We start from the raw sequence: 17,807 nt of genomic DNA, 5'->3' as shown, positions 1-17,807 counted from the left end.
ATGCAGCCACATGACACATTTACCGGCTCATACCAGCCCGGTGACGTGGAATTTCTGCTAAAGCCGGTAGTCATTGAGATGACGCCGGTTGAGCAAAAAGAAGAGCTGATTCAGTCAGGGAAGAAACATTATTCGGACATGCTCAGTCAGGAGCCAGCGCCAACACAATGGCATCTTGATTTGTTTCACCGGGCGCTGGATCGGGGCGCAGAGAGACTTGCAAAAGAAGTCACACAGCTCGCTATTGCTCTGGCCGAACGCTTCGGTGATGAGCCCATTGTACTGGCCAGTCTCGTCAGAGCTGGCGTGCCGCTCGGCGTTATGCTGCACCAGGCCCTGCGTGACATGGGGAAAACCTCATGGCATTACGGTATCAGCATTATCCGGGATCGTGGAATTGACGGTGCAGCCCTCGACGTCATTGAAGAGCGCCATGGTACCAGCGGTATTGTCTTTGTTGACGGATGGACAGGTAAAGGCGCAATTACCGGAGAGCTTGTACGCGCACTGAAAGATCGCCCGGGCTATCCTGAGCAGCCGCGACTGGTTGTCCTGGCCGATCCCTGTGGCTGCTCCTGGCTTGCAGCCAGTGATGATGACTGGCTCATTCCTTTTGGCATCATGGGTGCGCCGGTATCAGGCCTGATCTCCCGGTCAGTATGGTCCTCTGAAGGATTACATGGGTGCATGGTTTGCGAGCATCTCAGTGAATTCGAATGCAGCCGGATGCTTGTCGATACCGTCGCCCATTTCCGTAAGAAGTTAACCCCGTCATCCCTCGCTACCCTGAGCTGGAATATGGAGTCAGCCCGGGTCTTATGGCAGACAAGTCGCGACGTTATCGCGTTCCTGGCCGATGAATTTAAAGTGGACAGCGTCAATCGTATTAAACCCGGTATTGCTGAAGCAACCCGGGCTGTATTACGTCGGGTACCGGACCATGTATTTGTGCGTTCTATTGACGACCCGGACGTTGCCTTGCTTGTAGGGCTTGCTCGTGAAAAGGGAATAGTTGTTACAGAAATGGGGGGAACCCTCGGCCAGTATCGGGCTGTAACCATTATCAAGAAGGTACTCTGATGAAAAATCGTCTTTCTCCCTGGAATCTGGGAGCCACGCTATACATGCCTGCAACACGGGAAGATATTGCTGATGCCGTCCTGCACGGGAAAATCCCGGGTTTGCGCTCTCTGGTGATTTGCCTGGAGGATGCTGTCAGTGAAGCAGACATCCCCATCGCCCTCAAAAATCTGGAGCACCTGCTGCACGAGCTCAGTAACAGCATGCGTAGCCTGGGTAAAAATGACTGGCCTCTGGTGTTCATTCGCCCTCGGCATGCCGAAATGGGCAGATGGTTAAAAGCGCATTATGATCTTTCCGCTGTCGATGGGTTTGTGTTGCCGAAATTTACCCTCAGTTCGTTAGCTGAATGGTGGGATATCATGGGCGGGACTCACCTGTGCATGATGCCAACGCTGGAAACAGAAGACGTCTTTGACGTGGTTCAGATGCGCGAGCTGGCCACTCGCCTGGTGGAACATCCCTGCCACGACCGCATTATTGCGCTTCGAATCGGCGGCAACGATCTTATGAACGTTGTGTCGCTTCGCCGCCCCCGGGACCTGACGCTGTATGACAGCCCGATGGGCTACGTCATCAAAATGCTCGTTTCAGTCTTCGGCCCGCGTGATTTTGCCCTGACCGCGCCCGTATGTGAGCATATTGACGATCATGCCGTTATGGCCAGAGAGCTGGCTCTTGATATGGCACATGGGCTTGTTGGGAAAACGGCCATTCACCCGGGTCAGATAGAGGTCATTCAAAACGCGCTGATGGTCACTCAGGGTGAGTATTCTGACGCTCTGCGGATCCTGAACTCTACCCAGGCCGTGTTTAAGTCGCAGGGAGCAATGTGTGAACCCGCCACACATCGCCGCTGGGCGGCTGGCATTCTGGACAGAGCTCGTTTTTATGGGTTACAGAACGAGCAAAGCGCTGATGGAATCAGATTACTTACCGTGACCCAGCATCATTAAGGAAATCATAATGGGGTTCAGGTTCAGAAAGTCGATCAACATTATTCCTGGCGTTCGCCTCAACCTGAGTAACGGTGCACCGAGCCTGAGTGTCGGGCCGAGAGGTGCTTCCGTTTCTTTTGGTAGCCGGGGGACCTATGCCAATCTGGGCTTGCCCGGTACCGGGCTGAGTTACCGTACCCGGCTTGACCGGGCCGCGCGTTCCGGAGGTGGAAACCGGACGGCAACCGACCCGGGGCTCAGACAGGCGCTTGAGCAGGAAGCCGCTGAACTCATGTCAGCGGTAACCGCAATCCGTAATATTCACGAGCTGACGCCGGATCCAAAAACAGGCATCAGCTGGGCAGAGCTGGAAGCAGTATACCTGCATAACAGAACGTCGCCTTTTCAGGTTCCGGCACCGGTGCGTCCAGAAAAGCCAGACTACCTTGCATTGCCGGAAAAGCCTGCCGAGAGCGAAGGCATTAGTTTTCTGGGTAAATGGTTTGAATCGGAATCAGCTAAAGCTGAGCGCCACGCCGAAAATCTTCGCCGGTGGCAGCAGGAGCTGATTGATGTGGAGCGTGAGAATACCCTTCGACAGCACCGGTACCAGCAACAACGGACGGCCTGGGCCGAACAGTATGCAAACTGGAAGTTTGAAGCAGAAGAACATGAAAAACGGCTCGCCACGGCTCAGGCAGATGCCCGGCAGCAGTTCCGGACAGACGCCGCGTTTTTCGAATCATACCTGGCGGGTGTGCTGGCAGAAACTGAATGGCCGCGTGAAACGATTGTTGCATTTGAAGTAAAGCCGGAGCTATCAGCAGTCCTGCTGGACGTTGATTTAGCTGAGATTGAAGATTTCCCTGATAAGATTTACGGCGTTAATGCCCGGGGCACGGAGCTGACGGAAAAAGCCATGACGCAAAAAGCCGTACGCGAAAACTATGCCCGCCACGTCCATGGCTGCTTGTTCCGCCTGGTCGGTATCGTTTTACATACGCTACCTTTCGACAACGTGATTGTGTCAGGCTTTACGCAACGGGTCAGTAAGCGGACCGGCTATCTGGAGGATGAGTATATCCTGTCCTGCAAATGCACTCGCAGCCAGATGTCGTCAGTAAATTTTGCAGGCATAGAACACATTGATCCGGTTGAAGCGTTAGGCGATCACCCGGTTATTCGAAAGATGAGCAGTACCTTCATTTTTCAGCCTATTGAACCACTAACCCTTTAAGCAGGCTAAATCTTACGATGCAATTAAATACCAGACAGGCCCGGATTTTTAAGCTTGCCAACTTACTGGGCACCGGCAAGCCCGTTTCCGCTGCCGACATTATAACCAGTCTGGAATGCTCAGAGCCGACATTAACCCGGGCCCTCAAAGAGCTACGCGAGTCATATTCTGCGGAGATCAAATACAGCAAGGCAGGTCATTCCTACCATCTCGTTAATCCGGGCCAGCTGGATAAAAAGACCCTTCGCCGGATGAATGAAGCGCTCGCACAGAATGCTGAACTGAAAACCGGTGAGTCTACAGGGAAGGTCGTACTCGATAAGGATAAAAAAACAGCCGTGTCCTTATCGCTACGCATGCGGATCTTAAGAAAAATTGACCGTCTGGCTGCGCTGAGTGGCTCGACCCGAAGTGAAGCGGTAGAGAAGCTGGCTCTGCACTCCGTTGACGAACTGATAAAAGAATACAGCGCTAAAAAGTCCTGACGCTAAATCTCAGACCGGGGTGAAAACCCCGGTTTTGTCATATTTTACCTCTGTATTGGCGTGACGTAGTTTTGATCTATTCTCCTCCCGCAATGCCAGCAGCGCCTTACTGACTACAAAACCTGGTGTCTTGACATCCTCTTGTGCTACACATCAATCTTTGGGCGTTTTACACTCCATTCATGCAGATCTGTGATGTATGATGAATTTCATACATAAGACAGTTTATTTGTCCGAGTTTTTTCAGAAATCTTATATTCCAGTCCGGTCTGAATTATTTTTCTGTTGATAAGAGGCCATTCACATGTCGGTAATTCTATGGTGGTTAACTTATTTCTTTAATGCCGCTTCTGAGTATTTAATCTCCACCCGACAGATGTCGTGCCGTTTTATCAAATCAACAAACCCTGGCCTCTTCCTGAAACTACTCTCCTCTTCCGATCTCTTAAGAAGGAATTACATTTGAGACGCTTACCCGTATATCTGCTACTCGACACGTCCGGCTCTATGCACGGAGAGCCTATCGAAGCGGTTAAAAATGGCGTTCAGACGCTGCTTACCACGCTGAAACAGGATCCGTATGCACTCGAAACGGCTCACGTGTCAGTGATCACCTTTGATTCTTCAGCCCGACAGGCAGTCCCCCTGACAGACCTCCTGAGTTTCCAGATGCCAGCACTAACAGCCAGCGGCACCACGTCTCTTGGCGAAGCGCTTTCCCTCACGGCCAGCTCCATTGCCAAAGAAGTACAGAAAACGACGGCTGACACTAAAGGTGACTGGCGTCCCCTTGTATTCCTGATGACGGATGGAAGTCCGAATGATGACTGGCGTAAAGGCCTGAATGACTTTAAAGCGGCCAGAACCGGCGTTGTTGTGGCATGTGCAGCCGGGCATGATGCCGATACCAGCGTCCTCAAAGAAATCACTGAAATCGTGGTTCAGCTCGATACAGCTGACAGTTCGACGATTAAAGCTTTCTTTAAATGGGTCAGTGCGAGCATTTCGGTAGGCAGTCAGAAAGTGGAGTCCAGCAAAAAAGAAGTGATCGGTCTTGAAGACCTGCCACCGCCGCCGCCAGAAGTAAATGTGGTCTTATAATTTTATTGATTAAGGGGATATCATGTCTGTCAGTCTGAGCAAAGGCCAGGGCGTAAGCCTGAAAAAAAATGAATACGATCTCTCGTCCGTTACTATCGGCCTCGGTTGGGATATTAATGAGGAAAAGAAAGGTTTTCTCGGCGGGATCTTTGGTAAAAAAGAAGAAGAATACGACCTTGATGTGATCGCTTTCCTGTGTAATTCAGCCGGAAAGGTGACCGATCTCGGCAATGTGGAAAATGGTAAACCAACGCTTGTGAATGGCGATATCATCTTTTTCAACAGCCTTCGCCATAAGTCAGGCAATATCTGGCTGACGGGCGATAACCGAACCGGAGCCGGTGACGGTGACGATGAGCAAATTATTGTGCGCCTGAATTCCCTTGACGCTCAGTACGAGAAAATTGTGTTCATCGTTCAGATCTACAATGGTGAAAAGCTCCAGCAGCACTTTGGTAAAGTTCAGAATGCCTTCATCCGGGCAGTAGATGCCCGTAATATTGAAATGGCACGATTCGATCTTTCTGGCGGACCCGCCTTCGCCAGCCAGCGCTCCATGGTCTTTGCCGAGCTGATACGCGAGGCTACAGGCTGGAAACTCAGGGCAATTGGTGAGCCTTCAGAATCAGATTCGTTTGTCTCGCACCTGAGGAATTACATGTGATGCGCCGCCTGCCTGTTTACCTTGTTATCGACACATCCGGCTCGATGCGCGGTGAGTCAATCCATTCCGTTAACGTTGGAATTCAGGCGATGCTTAGCGCTCTTCGCCAGGATCCCTACGCCCTCGAAAGCGTTCATATCTCCATTATCACCTATGACAATGAGGCGCGTGAGTTCATTCCTCTCACGCCGCTGGAAGACTTCCAGTTTTCTGACATCGTTGTGCCAAGCGCAGGCGGGACGTTCACCGGTGCTGCCCTTGAATGTCTGATGCAGTGTGTTGAACGGGATGTACGTCGCTCAGATGGTGATACCAAAGGAGACTGGCGTCCTCTGGTATTCCTGATGACTGATGGAACCCCTTCTGATGCCCTGGCGTACGGTGAAGCGGTAAAAGCGATTCGCGGCCGGGGATTCGGATCCATCATTGCCTGCGCCGTTGGTCCTAAAGCAGGCCATGAGCACTTAAAACAGCTCACCGATAAGGTTGTGTCTCTGGAGACGCTAGATTCAACCGCGTTTGCAGGTTTCTTTAAATGGGTATCGGCCAGCGTGTCTTCCGGCAGCACAAGCGCGGGGATTAATAACGGAACTGATACCCTTCCCCCTCCTCCACCAGAAATCCAGCTGGTGCTCTGACAGACAGAAAGGTGCTGTTTCCGGGCAGCACCTTTCTGTACAGCAACGTTTTCTGCTGGCCGTACCAGCCGTACGAGGAAAATTATGAGACGCCTTCCCGTGTTTTTTGTCCTGGACTGTTCAGAGTCCATGATTGGTGAAAACCTGAAAAAAATGACTGATGGTCTGCAAATGATCGTCGGAGATTTAAGAAAGGATCCACACGCACTTGAAACAGCCTGGGTCTCGGTAATCGCATTTGCCGGTGTAGCCCGTACGATTGTACCTCTTCACGAAATTGCCTCGTTCTACCCTCCCCGCCTTCCCGTTGGCGGCGGTACGAGCCTTGGAGCTGCATTGCGTGAGCTGACCGTGCAAATTGATACCCAGGTCAGAAAAACCACTCATGAGGCTAAAGGCGACTGGAAACCCGTCGTGTATCTCCTTACCGACGGACGTCCGACTGACGACACAACCGCAGAAGTGAAGCGCTGGAAGGATCACTACGCGAGTAAAGTGAATCTCATTGCCGTTGGCCTGGGGCCGTCAGCGGACCTGAATATCCTGCGGCAACTGACAGAGAATGTCATGCTGTTCACCGAATCTCAGGAAGGGGACTTTACCCGCTTCATCAAATGGATCACGGCCTCGGTTACGGCGCACAGCCGCAGCGTCGGGGACGACAAACAACCTGAGCTCAGCCAGACTGAATACATAGTCCGGCTGGCCAAGGACGAGCCAGTAAAAGCGTACGACGAAAACTGCGTTACGCTTACCGGCCGTTGCAGCAAGACCCGTCGTCCGTACCTGATGAAGTATGAACGGCCACCAGCAAGGGTTTCCGGGCTCGATTTCAGTCTGAACCTGAACAGCTTTAATATTGCCGGATGCTATCCCATCGATGAGGACTATTTTGCGTGGTCAGATGCCACCGCTACCGGTTTGCAGGTAAATACCAGCGAACTGCATGGCGTACCGGGTTGCCCCCACTGCGGTAATGCCAGTGCGTTTGCCCTGTGCTCATGCGGAAAGTTGCTGTGTATTGACGGCCCGGATGACGTGATCTGCCCGTGGTGTGAAACAGGCCTGTCATTCAGCAATGATGGCGGAAACACTAACTTCGACGTAAACAGAGGGAGAGGTTGATGTCGCAAAATGCTTTACTTGAAGAGAAGATTATCCGCTTAGTTCTGTCTGAGCTGGGCCACCCTGTTGAAGGTGAGCGGCTTTTACTTCTATCGCAGGACCCATCCCTTACCGAAGAAATTATGCGGCTTAAAGAGCGGATTGAGAGCCTTGCACAGGGTTTATCTGCGCGGGTTAGCGAAGGTGATAACGACGCAGAGATTGCCGCCTCGTCAGCATCCAGTCTTTCCGATCAGCAACAAACGGTCGTAAGTGTTGCTGATAACCCGGGCATTGACGCTACCGATACATCAGCACTGCAACCCCTGCCAGAAAATGAGCCTCATCCTCCGTTCTGGAAGCTGATGCCTTATTACGAATTTGATAAACCAGCACAGAGGGAAGACGAAAACCTGTCTTCCCTGGTATTAAAACCCGGGCAGATACCGACAGGCCAGCAGCGGGCCAGCTTAGCTGTGCCACCTGCCGTTCCCCCGAGAGCTAAAATAACGATCCCCAACGCCCGCGCAGGCGAACGTTTCTCTTCGCCGGTTGCTATCGTTCTGGGTGAGGGCCAGCAGGCTACTGTCAGGGACGTTGTCTTTCCCCGGAACATTGGCCTGTCTTTTGACAAAGAACAGGAGTTGCTGACAGGTACTCCCACCGAAAGCGGCGATATAGAGCTTTCAGTAATCTGGTCATGCACGTCGCACGACGAATGTGAAACAAAACAGCTATTTATAATCAATCCCGATCCGAGAAGCCTGTGGAAGGTGGTAGAGCCACCAGCAGACGCTCCCTACCCTAAGTCCCATCTGGACGCTGCTGGCCTGGTCAGGGGTGATATACGTATTGCTGCCGCCAGTCGCCGGGGACGCTCTCATGAGCATGCCGGAAGCTTCAGAGATGACGACTTCTACATCAACCACTGCCAGGAAACAGGATGGTCTGTCATGCTGGTCGCAGACGGAGCCGGTAGTGCGGTAAATTCCCGGGAAGGCTCCCGGATTGCAGTCAAAACGGCTGGCGATTACCTTTTAAATCAGCTCAGTGGTGTGAAAGGCGTCCATTTAAAGCAGCACATCACGGCGTGGGAAGGGAGCGATCAGCAGGCAACAATAAACGCCATGCTTCATCATTTTAAACAGGCAGCTACGCTCGCGGTCAACAGTATCCAGAACGAAGCCATTTGTGCAGAACAACCTGTGAAATCCTATTCAACAACCCTTCTGGCAACTGTAGCGCTACGAACTGATAACGAGCTGTTTGCGGCTGCATTCTGGCTTGGTGATGGTGCGATAGGTGCATACAGCCCTTCCGGTAAAGTCAGGATACTGGGAAATCCCGATAGCGGAGAATACGCAGGACAAACCCGTTTCCTTGACCAGAGCATTATCGCAGACCCCTCGTTTAGCGGCCGCATCAGCGTGGGTAAATGGAATGATGTATCTCACTTGATCCTCATGACAGACGGCGTCTCAGACCCTCTGTTTGAGACGGATAATGGGCTTCGCAGTGACGAAAAATGGACCCGTCTCGTTGATGAGCTCAACCCTGTCCTTACAGACGCCAGTATTGCGCCTGAGAGGTTAGGCGACTGGCTTAACTTTTTCTCCACAGGGAACCATGATGACCGCACTATTGCGGTGTTGTGGTAAGGGATACGCTTTTTCGGTGATCAATATGGCAAATATCGTTACGTGCAAAACAAAGGACGGCGAAACAGTCCAGTATGTTGACGAGGTAATTGGTTCGGGCTCGATGAAGGATGTTTACTTTTCGCCTGATAAATCATACGTCGTCGCTTTTTATCATAAACCGCAGAACGAGCAGGCCCGGGATCGGATTGATATGATCACCGGACGCTACAGGCAAAACATTTTTGGCCAGTCCGGAGGTGAATACTGGAAGGACCTGTTTTGCTGGCCGACCCATGTTGTTGAGCATGGGCATAAAATCGGCATCGTGGTTCCAACCTACAAAAGCTACTTTTTCTTTAAATACGGCTCTAAAAACGATGATTTTCTTGGCATAAAAGGTCGTGAAAAGGAAGGCAAATGGTTTGCCAGCGCCAGCAACCAGAACAAATTTCTCGACCCACGTGAACGAGGCAATACGCTTACCTATCTCAAGGTCTGTCTGCTGCTGACAAGAGCCGTCAGAAGGATGCATGCGGCAGGTCTCTGTCACAGCGATCTAAGCTATAAAAACGTGCTTATCGATCCAGAAATGGGACATGCCTGCATCATTGACGTAGACGGCCTGGTTGTCCCTGGAAAGTATCCTCCCGACGTGGTGGGCACCCCGGATTTTATCGCTCCGGAAGTGGTGAAAACCAGTCATCTTTCCAAAGAGGATCCGAACCGCGTATTGCCAAGCATTACTACTGACCGTCATGCGCTGTCGGTGCTTATCTACATGTATCTGTTCTTCCGTCATCCGCTACGTGGCGGAAAAATACATGACATGTCGGATGAAGTACGTGATGAGACCTTATCTATGGGTGAGAAGGCACTCTTCATTGAACATCCGACAGACAAAAGCAATGCAGTCAAAGTCAGTCAGCTATCGTCCTTTTCACTGCCCTGGGCTGACCCGGAGAAAATTCCTTACACCATCATGGGCCCTTATCTGACACCTTTGTTTGAGCGCGCCTTTATAGATGGCTTACACGATGCCACTAAACGCCCGACCGCCGATGAGTGGGAAAGCGCCCTGGTTAAAACAGTCGATCTGATACAGCCCTGCCAGAACAAGGCGTGTGAACAGAAATGGTACGTTTTCTCGGGTAAGACAAAGCCGGTTTGTCCCTACTGCGGTACGCCATACAAGGGTAAATTACCGGTTCTAAATTTATATTCTTCCCGAAAGGAAGGCAGTTATCGTCCTGACGACCACCGGTTGATGGTGTGGAGCGGGCAGTCAATCTATGCGTGGCATGTGAATCGCCTCATTGCGCCAAATGAGCGTACAACCGATTTGCAAAGGAAACGAGTTGGGTATTTTGTTTTCCATAACGATCAGTGGTGGTTAGTAAATGAAGGCATAAATGGGCTTATGTCATTACCGGATAAACGACAGATTGCCATTGGGGAAAAAATTGAACTGACGAATAACGCTCAGTTTGTTCTGTCAAAGGAGGAAGGCGGCAGGCTGGTCGTCGTTCAGTTAGTAGAAAACTAACGGACGCCCATAACGACTAAAACGTTCTGGCAGCATACTGAACCTGTTTAATGAATCACTATATTAAGCTGTGTCAAATTTAAGCTGCCAGAAAAACTGACTGTCTGTGCCGGATATGCGGTACACCTCCTGCGGCAAGGGTTTAATGCGCAAAGCCCAATTTATTTATAAGAGTGAATAGTTTTGTGGCTCTACCCTGCCGCTCTCCTTTCCTGTGTCATGGTTTTTAACATCTGAAATACTGACATTGTTAAGCCGGTGATTGTATAAGGCGATGCGGACAATCTCATGAAGATATTCAAGTTCGTTTTGTGTCAAGGACTGGCCTTCCTGGGTTTTTGAAATCATTTCCTGCCAGCAGATCAGTCTTTCGTAACTGACATGTTCGCTGTTTTCCAGGCAGTGCAACCTGAAATAGCGAAGGAACAAAGGAAATTCATCGGTCTGAGCGATGTCATAAGCCCGAACCGTTAACCTACACAGACATACAATCGTATCCTGCTGTAACCTGACTAACGCGTTATGACTGCCCGGAAGGATATCAGGCAATTTCATCTTACAGTCAGCAAGGCGCTGAAGAAGAGGCCCTTCCTCTGAAGGCTCCCGTCCCCGATACTCCTGAAGAGGTTCAGATTCAAGTTCATGCATTAATGGATGATATAGCCATTCCCGGGAACTGGTCTCATCAATGATCAGGCTTTCAATGCACTCACTGTATGTTGTTTTACGTCGCCCGAGCTGCACCTGACTGATTTCATATTCAATATCTGGAAGATCGATACGCAATGCGGCAACTCTTTCGGAAGGATGAAGGTGGTCAAAGGTTAACTTCGCAGAAATGCTACGATCCCTGTCCAGAAAGACGGCCACACATAAATCATTAACCTTTACGAACAGATCAGCTGTGCCTCCGAACATACTGCCGCTTCCAATAACCTCATTCAGTGAAACCGGCCCACCATCGTCGCCAGCGAGAAGATTTGGGAAACCAAGAACCTGGTGCTCGTTGATGACTTCAATAATTTTTCCCCGGATGGCTTCCATCAGACCATCACAGTCACCGGCTACAGCAGTACTGTGTGAGAAATGCCAAAGCTTGACCTCCCCCTGCTTTGCTAACAGATCAGTTTTGCAAGCGGGGCAGATGCAGTTACAGTCGATACCCCGGCTGACCTCTGTAATATCTAAAAAGAGTCCTGATTCTCTCTGGAGTCCAAATGGAATACCAAATGTGTAACTCTTACGCATGGCTGCACCCCGTTTTTGATAATTATTCAAACTATATCCGAAATAACGGAGGAGGATTTCTGTAAAACGAATTAAAAGAAATGATTTTTTAGTTTTCCAGATTAATGTTTGACAAGAATCAAATGAGAGCCTTACAAATATGGAGAGAGAAGTTTAGGTAAAGTAACTTTTATCACAACTTCTAAAATTAAGGAGAATATCGGATGTATTTAGCAGTGGGCTTGGCTTATGATTAAAGTCTTTCTCCGAACTTAATAAGAAAGTTAAAAAGACAGGCTATTACAGTGCCTTTAGCCCCGAAAGGGGCATAAACTATTTTCAAATCCAGACACAGTCTTTTTGTTGTGCCAATATCAATAATTACTCGCGAACAAAGGTCCACACACTCGCAGGAACTTTGTCATATAACTTTTTCATTGTCAGTTCAGCTTTACGATGATCATAAGCACCAGAAATTTCAAGAGAGGCGACACCCGAGTTTTTTTCACATAACCTTTCAAATACTTTTTCGAGCGTTTCGAACGAACTACACTTACGGAATTTCATTAAATAAGACTGCTTTGTGTCAGACATAATCAACCTTCTTTAGACAGGCCTCAACTGGCCAGGGATAATCTTAATATCATTTTTCACTTAAGCCTAACGATTTCACAACCTTTTTCGTTGTTTCCACCCTGTTCATAACCAGGTACATGAGTGCTAAAATGACTGTAAATAAAACCAGTGTATCCCGGTGAGCAGGATGAAGAATCAATCAGTGATCAGACAGTTTTCGGAAAGCGAATTGCATCAGCAGCTGGAAACGTTCGGCAACCATGATAAACAGCTTTCACGCTTGATCCGTTACTTTTCCCATCTGAGATACAACACAGCTAAAACCTATCTGCACTGGCTACGAGTATGGAACGAATGGTATCAGGCGAATGCCCGGTTGCATACAGACTGGCCAGTAAGTTCGCTCCCCGTGTCTGAGGAAGCTCTGCTGGCGTTTATGGGGCATCTTGAAGGCAAATTGTCACGAAGCAGCATAAACAGCTGTCTTCAGGCCTTAAACAGTATCCATAAAAAAGGGCTTAACCTGCCCGGGATTATTACGTCTGAAGCATGGTACATGCTGGAAGCCTTAAAACAATCGGAAGCCCGGAAGCGAAAGACGACTAAACAGGCAACTCCCTTTCTTATTGGCGATCTCAAGGCTCTGATAAAGTTACGCAGTACTACAAACTCAGTTCGTAAGCTTCGTGACCTGTGCCTGATCTGGACAGGCTTTGAAACACTGCTCCGTTCATCCGAAATTCGCCGTATACGTCTGAAAGATCTGTCTCTGGATAGTATGACCGGTGAATTTAACCTGACGGTATACCGTACAAAAACGAACATCAGTACACTTCTTACCTACCGGCTGACACGTCAGTTAACTAACTGCCTCTTGAGATTGATGAACCTTGTGAAAATGGATCAGCACAGTCATCCGGATGAATACCTTTTCCAGGCCGTAAATTTCCATGATACAGGCTATATGCCACCCGGCTGGAAGCTTCGGAGTAAAGGGAATGAGCTATCTGAGCTTCTTAAACGGCATAACCTGCCCTACCGTGCTAAACAAAGTCTTCTGAACGATGAAGATGAGGAAGACACTGTGGACGATGCCGGTATGCTCAGCAAAAATTCCCTTTTACGGGCATTTAAAGAAATGTGGAATGAGCTTTATCCAAATGAGACTAAAACCCGTTACTGGACAGGGCACAGCGTTCGTGTAGGCGGTGCGATACAGCTGGATATTGAAGGTTACTCGCTACCACAGATTATGGAAATGGGGAACTGGTCGAATGAAGAAATGGTTATGCGCTACATTCGCAATATTGAAGCTGGTAAAAAAGCCATGATCAAGCTTATGCGAAATGCCTTTGATGAATAGCGCCCTCACGGGCGCATAACTTTATTTTTTCTTGAACGGGTTAAGTCTGGTGAGATTAGAGAGTGCCCCTCCCGGAGGCAAAATTCCCGTCCTTTTATATTTGTACACGCCATTTAATTTCATTGTCTGGATTCCAAGATTAATAAGCGTGACAAGTTTAAGGGTATACAGGAGTGTAAATTGGGGAGCAACCTGAATAAAAACTAATAACAAGCCTGCACACATTACACGTAGCCATGCCGCGTACTCCATGCTCAGCGGACGCTTGAAATAGAATCTTTCGAGCAAATCAACTGTCTTATTACTGATCCACGCCGCCGCCACTGAGAGTAACAACACGATGCACACCATAATGCCCAGTTCCATTTTCACTCCCTTCTCTTTTAGTCTGTTTAAGTTGAGGCTTAGCCACAGTAGTTTTGTTTTTTGCTTTTTTCTTAGGTTTGGTATGGTGAAACAGAAAACAATCCACCATTACCCAACCATTTTTATATCGAGCCACCAGCATCTTCTGGCTGGGGTAATGAGCATGAAACAGCATTTTCACGTCCATGGTGCCCATCAACGACTGTTTGCGCTTTAGCTCATCCTCAGCCATCTGAAATTCTTGTAAGAATTCTGAAGACAGACGCTGACGCAGAATTCTTATGGCACTGGAGTTTTCATCATTCTTTGCCAGGTGCCCGAAGCGTACAAGTGCCTTGTGGGTTATCTGGATGGGTCCCAGATGAGAGCTGAGCTGTTCGTACTGCCAGAAGTAGGTCAAATCCACCTTAACCCAGCTGATGCTGTCCAGCAGAGCCTCGTTCATGATGGTTCCGGACATAGGTACCATTGTCAGCCTGGCCAGACGCATATGTATGTAGTCCGTAAGCAACCTCAGCGACTCAGGAACGTTTTTATTGAGTAGGAGATGCTGAAGCACCGGGGTTGCGGTCTGCCAACACAGATTGCGCCCGTCAGGCAGGAAAGCAAACTTTTGATCGTCAGGCGCAGAGTTCGAAGCGTTTTCCTTACGAAGCAAAAAATAATGGCCGCACAGCAGCTCTGCTCTTACCTGGTCCTCGTCAGGGTCATGTCGGGCTTTACTTAGATCAACGGTTAGCACAACGCGGTTAATCGCATCAGCGTGATATTTTTTTACCCAGACGCAGACACGATAGAGACGCTCATCGATTTTCTGGCTGGCTGTGGAAATCCATTGCATTGTTGTTCCTTAATTTTCGGGGCTGACAATGAAAATGCCCAGCTCAGCCCCCGGCACGAGTTCTGTATATTTCAGGCTCAGCTTCCGTTGGTTGGACGGACCCTGGCTGTTTTCAGGAGCCCAGTCAGAGAGCGTTTTTAATTGAGGTATGTTGCCTGCTGCGAAAATGGGCAAGGATGCTTTTACTACTGAATAATCAGTCTCAGCATATTTATTCCCGTTTCGTTCCTGCCCTTCAGGCCTAAATGCAAAAATGTGAGCAATCGGAACAGGGAAAGAGTTAGTTCGACAAAGGCGATAAGATTCGCCCTGCTTCAGTGGGTGAAATTCAAGACGGTGTAAAGCCTTATCGATATTAGACACGACATTCAAATTGGTAGTTGCTACATTTTTTACTTCTGAGGCTCTCCTGCGCTCCAACAAACTCACAAGTTGCTCTGCTGTTTTAACTTCCTGGTTTCGGTTTAGCCGCCATGAAAAAGTAACTTTTTTAAGCTGGGACTTGATGAAAAGGATATTTCTTGTTGAGTGCATAGCGACAAGGCCCGGGAGCTTCTTGTGCACTTTATCAAAACGGACATTCTTTTTATTATCGATACGCCTCATTGCCGCAGCAAAATCATTTTTTGCTTCGTTTATAGAAGTGATCAAGCTTTCGAGAAGATCTGCTCTTTCGGGGACAATGATTAGACCCGGGTATTTAGTGGTTACTTTGGTGGAATCATGACTTAATGACTCTATGTCATCCACACAGATGTCAGTAAGTGCCTGAATAATTTCCTCAACCGAAGCATCGTCTTTAATACTAACCCTGATGGGTTTAACCTGCTTCAAGCGCTCTTCTGTTCTAGATACGGTGGAGACAGTCATCAGGTTTGCCATCATCGGGGGGGTGTTCGAAAGAAAACACTTGAGCGAGTCGATGCGTTCCAGAATCTGGTCACGAAAATAGGGCAAATCGTCATAACTCATACGTTTCTCCAGGCTCATGTTATTTCCAATCAATTTTGCTGCCCAGGCTGACCTTGCAGAACATAAATGTCATGTAAACCTCTAAAGAAGTCATTTTGAAACAGCTTTCACAGCATGCGATTTATGTTCGATAGGGCTCATGAACAAAGGATGATAATGGAGACGCCATGGATAGTGGATAGTCTTACCCACCTGGGTGATCCGATTGAGGCGAAAACGACCATTTATACAGTCAACTGACCAAAGCCCGGGAGAAACTAACCTCTTCCAGCGGTAAAAAGAGAAACCTGCAACACAGAGGTCATGCTCCAGGAAATGTTGAGTTTCGACGACGCGAACTTTTATCAAAAACCCCAGCATTGGCGAAAACCAGATCAACAACCATGTTGGCGGCAGGATGACTTTGTTCAGGAGATGATCTGTCATAAGCAAGGCAGATAACATCAGAAAACTGATAGTCAACCACAGGGCCATCCAACCGGCCCATACGCGGCTCTGACAGGGTTTCCATTCGAGAAGAAAAAGTTTTTTATGCATTCTGCCCCGCCTAATTTTAATGTATTGCCGAAGTATGCTGCATCATGATGGTGGTGCGGGGAAAGATTTCAAACTTCCACAATTCTGAAGCCGTGTTCCAACCATGAAAGATCCCGTCTCCACAGCGAGTGTTAAAAGCAAGAATTTCATCCCTGACCTGGTAAGCGAGCACTTCTGGCATATCAATAAACTCAGGTAAGGAAAGAAGAATTCCATGGATAACTTCTCCGGTTAACTTACTCATAACCTCTTCCTCAGACAGGGCAGCGTCCGGGAACAAACACAACGGAAGTGAAAAACAACATAGGTCAAGACCAATAGCAGCCCTTCCTGCGTCGTAGCCTTCTTCATTAACGACAAAACGAAAGAATTTTTCTGTCTCACCCCGTAATGATGACGGTCCTTCAGACGGAACTTCAATACCACTGAAGACTTTATCGGTCCAGTTGGTAAAAGGACTGGTGAAAACCCAACAAATTAAGGATAACGCCAGCTCTTCCTTAAACATACGTTCAGTGCCGGTAGTTCTGGAAAGTTGCTTTTGAGTACTCATGTTTTACCTGTTGCATGAAATTATTGATGTTATATAAACACAACCGGCATTTTATCTAATAGGTTTGAAAACACTAAAAATCGCAAATGCTGGTACCTTTCTGTTTTAAGAGATTTTCAAGGTAAAGTGAGGCTAGATCAATTGGCTGGTTCTCTTCAAGACAGGCTCGCACAAGATCTTCAATAGAGACCGAATCAACCCCCCTTCCCTGTAAAATTTCTTTAGCAGATGCCAGCGTTTTATGAACGCTTCGACTTAGTTGTAATCTGACTTGTGTGCGGGTATCAAAAAGACAATCTTCTGTGACACTTTGTGAAACGGTTCTACTCATTGAAAAATCACTCCATTTCTGGGATCGAATGAAAATTAACAGCTATAGATGTATCAGGTTTCCCATTTTCTACGATACTCAACCACGTACGCGCTGAGATTTGTTGTTCACAGACGAGTATGTAACCTGTTCCCTGTTGATGATGTAGCTCAAGAGCTTTTAGGATAGGCTCTGAATGAGGTCCGAGAGCATCACGCGTGTGAATAAGCGTTTGCTCTGGCAATACGTTGCTAAGCATAGACAGCAGAACATTACGCTCATCCTCATTATCCGACAAAACAAGAATTATACGAAAACCCGTTTTTATACGAAATCTGATTTCTGAAACTAACTTTCTTAATCTTAATTTATATATGACCAGGCGGAATCGAGTCATCAGTAAAGAGACCACTGTGAAGATAACGATTACTGCGCCATATTTTGACCTGTAGAACCACCAGTTAAGGCCTCCAGCAACTATCAGGATTAACATTAAAATTAAACTCCCATAGAAAAAAAGTGCTGGGTAGCGAGTTGTCTTTCCTTCAATTAGTGCTGAGGCAAATATCAAAATGGATATTCCGTAAATTACCCAGTCAAAAATACTTTCTCCAATCATTCTTTAGTGAACA

General features: G+C 48.3%; 19 protein-coding genes. 11 read left to right on the top strand and 8 right to left on the bottom strand.

Annotation, left to right across the window (positions count from 1 at the left end; all coding sequences use genetic code 11):
• The 10 genes from CKK19_RS22550 to CKK19_RS22505 all read left to right on the top strand — a co-directional run bounded on the left by CKK19_RS22550 (window position 1) and on the right by CKK19_RS22505 (window position 10,430).
• Window positions 1–1,080, top strand: a complete 1,080-nt coding sequence (locus CKK19_RS22550) for a cysteine protease StiP family protein (RefSeq protein WP_001585166.1) — start codon at window positions 1–3, stop codon at window positions 1,078–1,080.
• Window positions 1,080–2,036, top strand: coding sequence for an HpcH/HpaI aldolase/citrate lyase family protein (locus CKK19_RS22545; protein WP_011152965.1), 957 nt, complete (start codon window positions 1,080–1,082; stop codon window positions 2,034–2,036). Before CKK19_RS22550 ends, CKK19_RS22545 begins: the two co-directional genes overlap by 1 nt.
• 10 nt (window positions 2,037–2,046) lie before the next feature.
• Window positions 2,047–3,255: a DUF4236 domain-containing protein gene (locus CKK19_RS22540; protein WP_011152964.1), complete on the top strand. Its 1,209-nt coding sequence runs from the start codon at window positions 2,047–2,049 to the stop codon at window positions 3,253–3,255.
• 17 nt (window positions 3,256–3,272) lie between these two features.
• On the top strand, window positions 3,273–3,740 hold the full coding sequence (gene terW, locus CKK19_RS22535) for a tellurium resistance protein TerW (RefSeq protein ID WP_001176767.1): 468 nt from the start codon (window positions 3,273–3,275) through the stop codon (window positions 3,738–3,740).
• 462 nt (window positions 3,741–4,202) lie between these two features.
• Complete coding sequence (locus tag CKK19_RS22530) at window positions 4,203–4,841, top strand: vWA domain-containing protein (protein ID WP_001253657.1); 639 nt, start codon at window positions 4,203–4,205, stop codon at window positions 4,839–4,841.
• A 22-nt stretch (window positions 4,842–4,863) separates the two neighbouring features.
• Entirely contained in the window at window positions 4,864–5,505 is a 642-nt protein-coding gene (locus CKK19_RS22525; RefSeq protein WP_000116681.1) for a TerD family protein, read from the top strand.
• On the top strand, window positions 5,505–6,143 hold the full coding sequence (locus tag CKK19_RS22520; protein WP_001253658.1) for a vWA domain-containing protein: 639 nt from the start codon (window positions 5,505–5,507) through the stop codon (window positions 6,141–6,143). Before CKK19_RS22525 ends, CKK19_RS22520 begins: the two co-directional genes overlap by 1 nt.
• Window positions 6,144–6,227: 84 nt before the next feature.
• Entirely contained in the window at window positions 6,228–7,268 is a 1,041-nt protein-coding gene (locus CKK19_RS22515; RefSeq protein ID WP_001253656.1) for a TerY-C metal binding domain-containing protein, read from the top strand.
• Entirely contained in the window at window positions 7,268–8,905 is a 1,638-nt protein-coding gene (locus tag CKK19_RS22510) for a PP2C family serine/threonine-protein phosphatase (RefSeq protein WP_000081059.1), read from the top strand. Before CKK19_RS22515 ends, CKK19_RS22510 begins: the two co-directional genes overlap by 1 nt.
• 25 nt (window positions 8,906–8,930) lie before the next feature.
• The gene (locus tag CKK19_RS22505; protein ID WP_001284318.1) at window positions 8,931–10,430 is read left to right on the top strand and encodes a helix-hairpin-helix domain-containing protein; all 1,500 of its coding nucleotides are present in this window, start codon (window positions 8,931–8,933) and stop codon (window positions 10,428–10,430) included.
• 165 nt (window positions 10,431–10,595) lie between these two features.
• On the opposite strand, the gene CKK19_RS22500 is transcribed toward CKK19_RS22505, so the two are convergent.
• Entirely contained in the window at window positions 10,596–11,678 is a 1,083-nt protein-coding gene (locus CKK19_RS22500; protein ID WP_001232447.1) for a hypothetical protein, read from the bottom strand.
• A 360-nt stretch (window positions 11,679–12,038) separates the two neighbouring features.
• On the bottom strand, window positions 12,039–12,251 hold the full coding sequence (locus CKK19_RS22495; protein WP_001285422.1) for an Hha/YmoA family nucleoid-associated regulatory protein: 213 nt from the start codon (window positions 12,249–12,251) through the stop codon (window positions 12,039–12,041).
• 169 nt (window positions 12,252–12,420) lie between these two features.
• On the opposite strand from CKK19_RS22495, the gene CKK19_RS22490 reads away from it, so the two are divergent.
• Window positions 12,421–13,596, top strand: a complete 1,176-nt coding sequence (locus CKK19_RS22490) for a tyrosine-type recombinase/integrase (RefSeq protein ID WP_000795949.1) — start codon at window positions 12,421–12,423, stop codon at window positions 13,594–13,596.
• 301 nt (window positions 13,597–13,897) lie between these two features.
• Here the strand turns inward: CKK19_RS22490 and CKK19_RS22485 are convergent, their stop codons facing one another.
• From CKK19_RS22485 to CKK19_RS22460, 6 genes are all read right to left on the bottom strand, one after another.
• A complete protein-coding gene (locus CKK19_RS22485; RefSeq protein WP_001198595.1) occupies window positions 13,898–14,803 on the bottom strand; it encodes a hypothetical protein in 906 nt (301 codons plus the stop codon).
• A 9-nt stretch (window positions 14,804–14,812) separates the two neighbouring features.
• A complete protein-coding gene (locus CKK19_RS22480; RefSeq protein WP_000119428.1) occupies window positions 14,813–15,775 on the bottom strand; it encodes a DNA replication terminus site-binding protein in 963 nt (320 codons plus the stop codon).
• 90 nt (window positions 15,776–15,865) lie between these two features.
• Window positions 15,866–16,312, bottom strand: a complete 447-nt coding sequence (locus tag CKK19_RS22475; protein WP_000549069.1) for a hypothetical protein — start codon at window positions 16,310–16,312, stop codon at window positions 15,866–15,868.
• A 16-nt stretch (window positions 16,313–16,328) separates the two neighbouring features.
• The gene (locus CKK19_RS22470; protein WP_000107167.1) at window positions 16,329–16,865 is read right to left on the bottom strand and encodes a hypothetical protein; all 537 of its coding nucleotides are present in this window, start codon (window positions 16,863–16,865) and stop codon (window positions 16,329–16,331) included.
• A gap of 73 nt (window positions 16,866–16,938) precedes the next feature.
• Complete coding sequence (locus CKK19_RS22465; protein WP_001371933.1) at window positions 16,939–17,196, bottom strand: hypothetical protein; 258 nt, start codon at window positions 17,194–17,196, stop codon at window positions 16,939–16,941.
• 7 nt (window positions 17,197–17,203) lie between these two features.
• Entirely contained in the window at window positions 17,204–17,794 is a 591-nt protein-coding gene (locus CKK19_RS22460; protein WP_000578891.1) for a hypothetical protein, read from the bottom strand.
• Between the last annotated feature and the right edge of the window lie 13 nt (window positions 17,795–17,807).

This window comes from Enterobacter sp. CCUG 70166, assembly GCF_020224095.1.
Taxonomy (GTDB): Bacteria; Pseudomonadota; Gammaproteobacteria; order Enterobacterales; family Enterobacteriaceae; genus Enterobacter; species Enterobacter intestinihominis.
Note: the sequence above shows the minus strand (reverse complement) of the source record. Positions and strands in the feature narration are given on the sequence as shown.

What these genes read in the sequence shown, in the direction of transcription:
- CKK19_RS22550 (WP_001585166.1), top strand. Translation starts at nt 1, where the DNA reads ATGCAGCCACATGACACATTTACCGGCTCATACCAGCCCGGTGACGTG.
- CKK19_RS22545 (WP_011152965.1), top strand. Translation starts at nt 1,080, where the DNA reads ATGAAAAATCGTCTTTCTCCCTGGAATCTGGGAGCCACGCTATACATG.
- CKK19_RS22540 (WP_011152964.1), top strand. Translation starts at nt 2,047, where the DNA reads ATGGGGTTCAGGTTCAGAAAGTCGATCAACATTATTCCTGGCGTTCGC.
- terW (WP_001176767.1), top strand. Translation starts at nt 3,273, where the DNA reads ATGCAATTAAATACCAGACAGGCCCGGATTTTTAAGCTTGCCAACTTA.
- CKK19_RS22525 (WP_000116681.1), top strand. Translation starts at nt 4,864, where the DNA reads ATGTCTGTCAGTCTGAGCAAAGGCCAGGGCGTAAGCCTGAAAAAAAAT.
- CKK19_RS22520 (WP_001253658.1), top strand. Translation starts at nt 5,505, where the DNA reads ATGCGCCGCCTGCCTGTTTACCTTGTTATCGACACATCCGGCTCGATG.
- CKK19_RS22515 (WP_001253656.1), top strand. Translation starts at nt 6,228, where the DNA reads ATGAGACGCCTTCCCGTGTTTTTTGTCCTGGACTGTTCAGAGTCCATG.
- CKK19_RS22510 (WP_000081059.1), top strand. Translation starts at nt 7,268, where the DNA reads ATGTCGCAAAATGCTTTACTTGAAGAGAAGATTATCCGCTTAGTTCTG.
- CKK19_RS22505 (WP_001284318.1), top strand. Translation starts at nt 8,931, where the DNA reads ATGGCAAATATCGTTACGTGCAAAACAAAGGACGGCGAAACAGTCCAG.
- CKK19_RS22500 (WP_001232447.1), bottom strand. Translation starts at nt 11,678, where the DNA reads ATGCGTAAGAGTTACACATTTGGTATTCCATTTGGACTCCAGAGAGAA.
- CKK19_RS22495 (WP_001285422.1), bottom strand. Translation starts at nt 12,251, where the DNA reads ATGTCTGACACAAAGCAGTCTTATTTAATGAAATTCCGTAAGTGTAGT.
- CKK19_RS22490 (WP_000795949.1), top strand. Translation starts at nt 12,421, where the DNA reads ATGAAGAATCAATCAGTGATCAGACAGTTTTCGGAAAGCGAATTGCAT.
- CKK19_RS22485 (WP_001198595.1), bottom strand. Translation starts at nt 14,803, where the DNA reads ATGCAATGGATTTCCACAGCCAGCCAGAAAATCGATGAGCGTCTCTAT.
- CKK19_RS22480 (WP_000119428.1), bottom strand. Translation starts at nt 15,775, where the DNA reads ATGAGTTATGACGATTTGCCCTATTTTCGTGACCAGATTCTGGAACGC.
- CKK19_RS22475 (WP_000549069.1), bottom strand. Translation starts at nt 16,312, where the DNA reads ATGCATAAAAAACTTTTTCTTCTCGAATGGAAACCCTGTCAGAGCCGC.
- CKK19_RS22470 (WP_000107167.1), bottom strand. Translation starts at nt 16,865, where the DNA reads ATGAGTACTCAAAAGCAACTTTCCAGAACTACCGGCACTGAACGTATG.
- CKK19_RS22465 (WP_001371933.1), bottom strand. Translation starts at nt 17,196, where the DNA reads ATGAGTAGAACCGTTTCACAAAGTGTCACAGAAGATTGTCTTTTTGAT.
- CKK19_RS22460 (WP_000578891.1), bottom strand. Translation starts at nt 17,794, where the DNA reads ATGATTGGAGAAAGTATTTTTGACTGGGTAATTTACGGAATATCCATT.